This is a genomic window from Streptomyces europaeiscabiei (assembly GCF_001550375.1).
GTDB lineage: Bacteria > Actinomycetota > Actinomycetes > Streptomycetales > Streptomycetaceae > Streptomyces > Streptomyces europaeiscabiei.
The window spans coordinates 1-2,750 of the sequence record NZ_LRTR01000224.1; the positions used below are offsets into that span (position 1 = coordinate 1).

3 protein-coding genes are annotated in these 2,750 nt (G+C 71.3%); all 3 read right to left on the bottom strand.

Going from position 1 to position 2,750, the window contains the following annotated elements:
• The coding region (locus tag AWZ10_RS10970; protein WP_060890970.1) for a radical SAM protein at positions 1–862 on the bottom strand (862 nt) is incomplete at its 3' end.
• Between the two features lie 147 nt (positions 863–1,009).
• Positions 1,010–1,762: a prepilin peptidase gene (locus AWZ10_RS10975; RefSeq protein WP_060890971.1), complete on the bottom strand. Its 753-nt coding sequence runs from the start codon at positions 1,760–1,762 to the stop codon at positions 1,010–1,012.
• A 235-nt stretch (positions 1,763–1,997) separates the two neighbouring features.
• The gene (locus AWZ10_RS10980) at positions 1,998–2,582 is read right to left on the bottom strand and encodes a hypothetical protein (RefSeq protein WP_244172458.1); all 585 of its coding nucleotides are present in this window, start codon (positions 2,580–2,582) and stop codon (positions 1,998–2,000) included.
• Positions 2,583–2,750: the final 168 nt, after the last annotated feature.

Below are 2,750 nucleotides of genomic sequence, written 5' to 3' on the forward strand. Positions count from 1 at the left end.
TGTCCATGAAGAGCCGCGCGATGGCGATCATCCGCAGGTACTCGAAGAGCGTGGCCTGCGTACGGCCCTTCAGGTGGTTGTTCTCGGGCTGGTAGGTGTACGGGATGAAGGCGCGGAAGCCGCCGGTGCGGTCCTGGACGTCACGGATCATCCGCAGGTGCTCGATGCGCTCGGCGTTGGTCTCGCCGGTGCCCATGAGCATCGTGGACGTGGACTCCACGCCCAGCCCGTGCGCGATCTCCATGATCTCCAGCCAGCGCTCACCGGACTCCTTCAGCGGAGCGATGGCCTTGCGGGGGCGCGCGGGCAGCAGCTCCGCGCCGGCGCCGGCGAAGGAGTCCAGACCGGCCGCGTGGATCCGGGTGATCGCCTCCTCCACGCCCACCTTGGAGATCCGGGCCATGTGCTCGACCTCGGACGCGCCCAGGGAGTGGATGACCAGCTGCGGGAAGGCCTTCTTGATGGCGGCGAAGTGCGTCTCGTAGTACTCCACCCCGTAGTCGGGGTGGTGCCCGCCCTGGAACATGATCTGTGTACCGCCCAGCTCGACGGTCTCCGCGCAGCGGCGCAGGATGTCGTCGAGGTCGCGGGTCCAGCCCTTGTCCTTGTCCTTCGGCGGGGCGTAGAACGCGCAGAACTTGCACGCCGTGACGCACACGTTCGTGTAGTTGATGTTCCGCTCGATGATGTACGTCGCGATGTGTTCCGTGCCCGCGTACCGCCGCTTGCGTACGGCGTCGGCGGCGGCGCCCAGCGCGTGCAGCGGGGCATCGCGGTAGAGGTCGAGCGCCTCCTCTGGCGTGATCCGCCCACCCTCGGCGGCACGGTCGAGAACGGACTGGAGGTCGGCCTTCTCGGTCACCGGGAGCGTCCCTTTCGTAAGGGTTGAACGGACCCGGCCAGCCTACGCCAGGGCTGCGGATCACCCGACGTCAGCCCGTCCGCCTGTGGACAACTCCGTGGCGCGGCATCACCCGGGGGCACCGGGTGCCCGGCGTGCGGGGCCGTCTCACGCCGCGTACGCCTCCAGCAGCAGCCCGACGTACGCACCGGCGATCATGAACGGTCCCAGGGCGACCAGTTGTCCGCGTACGGCGCGGCCCCGGGCCGCCAGGACCAGGGTGCAGGCGCTTCCGATGAGCGCGCCGGCGAACGTGCCGAGGTACAGCGCGCCCCAGCCGTACCAGCCGAGGACGGCGCCGAGGCCCAGGGCCAGCTTCACGTCGCCGAAGCCGAGGGCCACGGGTCGGATGAGGAAGAAGAGGAAGTAGAGGCCGCCGAGGGCGAGCGCGCCGTACAGCGCCGTACGCCACTGGCCCGCGTGCTCGGGGACGAACGCGACCGCGCCCAGCAGCGCGAGGGCCAGGCCCGCGAAGGGCAGGGTCAGGGGGTCCGGGAGGCGTTGTGCCCTGAGGTCGACGAGCGTGAGCAGTACACCCAGCGGGGCGAGGAGCAGCCATACGGCGAGTTCGGGGCGGAGGCCGGTGGCCAGGGCGAGGGCGGCGCAGACCAGGGCGGTCGTGGTGGCGACGGTGGTGGTGCGGGGGCCGTAGGCGCAGGTGGGGGGTGTTGGGCAGCGGGCCGGGCCGAGCCAGCCGGAGGCGATGCCGGTGATGCGGTGGCCGGCGGGGCATTCGTGCTGCCAGGGGTGTTCCTCGTCGACGGTGAAGCGGTACGCGGGGCGGGGGAGCAGTGTGCCCACGGCTCCGCCCCACAGGGCGGCGGCCGTGGTGAGTGCGATCAGCCAGGGGTCGAGAGCCACGTGGTCAGCCTATGAGGCGGGTGCCTGTGGTGTGGCGGGGTTCGGTCGCCCCCGCCGCCCCTACCCGTCCCATCCCTGAGGGGCGGTGCCCCTTCTACCCCCAGGTGCGGGTCCGGTGGGGGCTGGTCGCGCAGTTCCCCGCGCCCCTGAAAAGCAGGGGCTGCGCCCCTCGCCTTTCGGCCCGCAGCGGCCGTCGTCTCTTTCCCGCCGCAGCCGAACCGCCGCCGCCCTCACGTCACTTCACCTTCGCCAGTCGGGCCGTCGGGTCGCCCGCGTCCGCGTTGTTCGCCGTGTACTGGAGTTCGGCACCGACGGGGGTGAGGGTGATCTCGTGGGTGTTCTTGGTGCAGGTGCCGGGGTTGTTCTTGGTGTCGGCGATGCTCGTGGCGAGGATGCTGTCCCGGGTGACCTTCTTGAGGACGAGCTTGTCGTCGCAGGTGCCGCCGAGGAGGTCGACGGAGCGGAAGGTGCCCAACGGGTCGCCCACCGAGGCCTGTTCGAGGGTGACGGTGAAGGTTCCGGCGGGGAGGTTGCCGCCGAGGGCGTAGCCCTCACCCTCCCAGGTGCCCAGGTACTTCTCCGGCAACCCGCCCTCGGCGTCCCCCGGCTGCTCCGAGTACTGGTTCTCGTCGTTCGAACTGCTGCTCGCCGACGGTTTCTCGGCGGCCGTGTCACCCTTCTCGTCCTCGCTCTGCAGCACCCCGAGCCCGAACAGCGCCCCCGCACTCACCACCGCGAACGCTCCCGCGATCGCCAGGGCGACCGAGCAACTCACCTTCCGGCCACGCCCGTTCGCCGTGCTCGTGGACGCGGCGGCCACGCTCAGTGACAGCCTGCCCGGCGCCGACTGCTCAGAGGGTGACTCCGGCGGGACCGTGTCCGCCACCACGGCATCGGCCCGCTGCCCGGGTACGTGTGTCACGGGCGGCGCCGACGGCGACATCACCGGCGGCGGCCCGAACACCCCGCTCGTGGCGGGCGCTTCCGC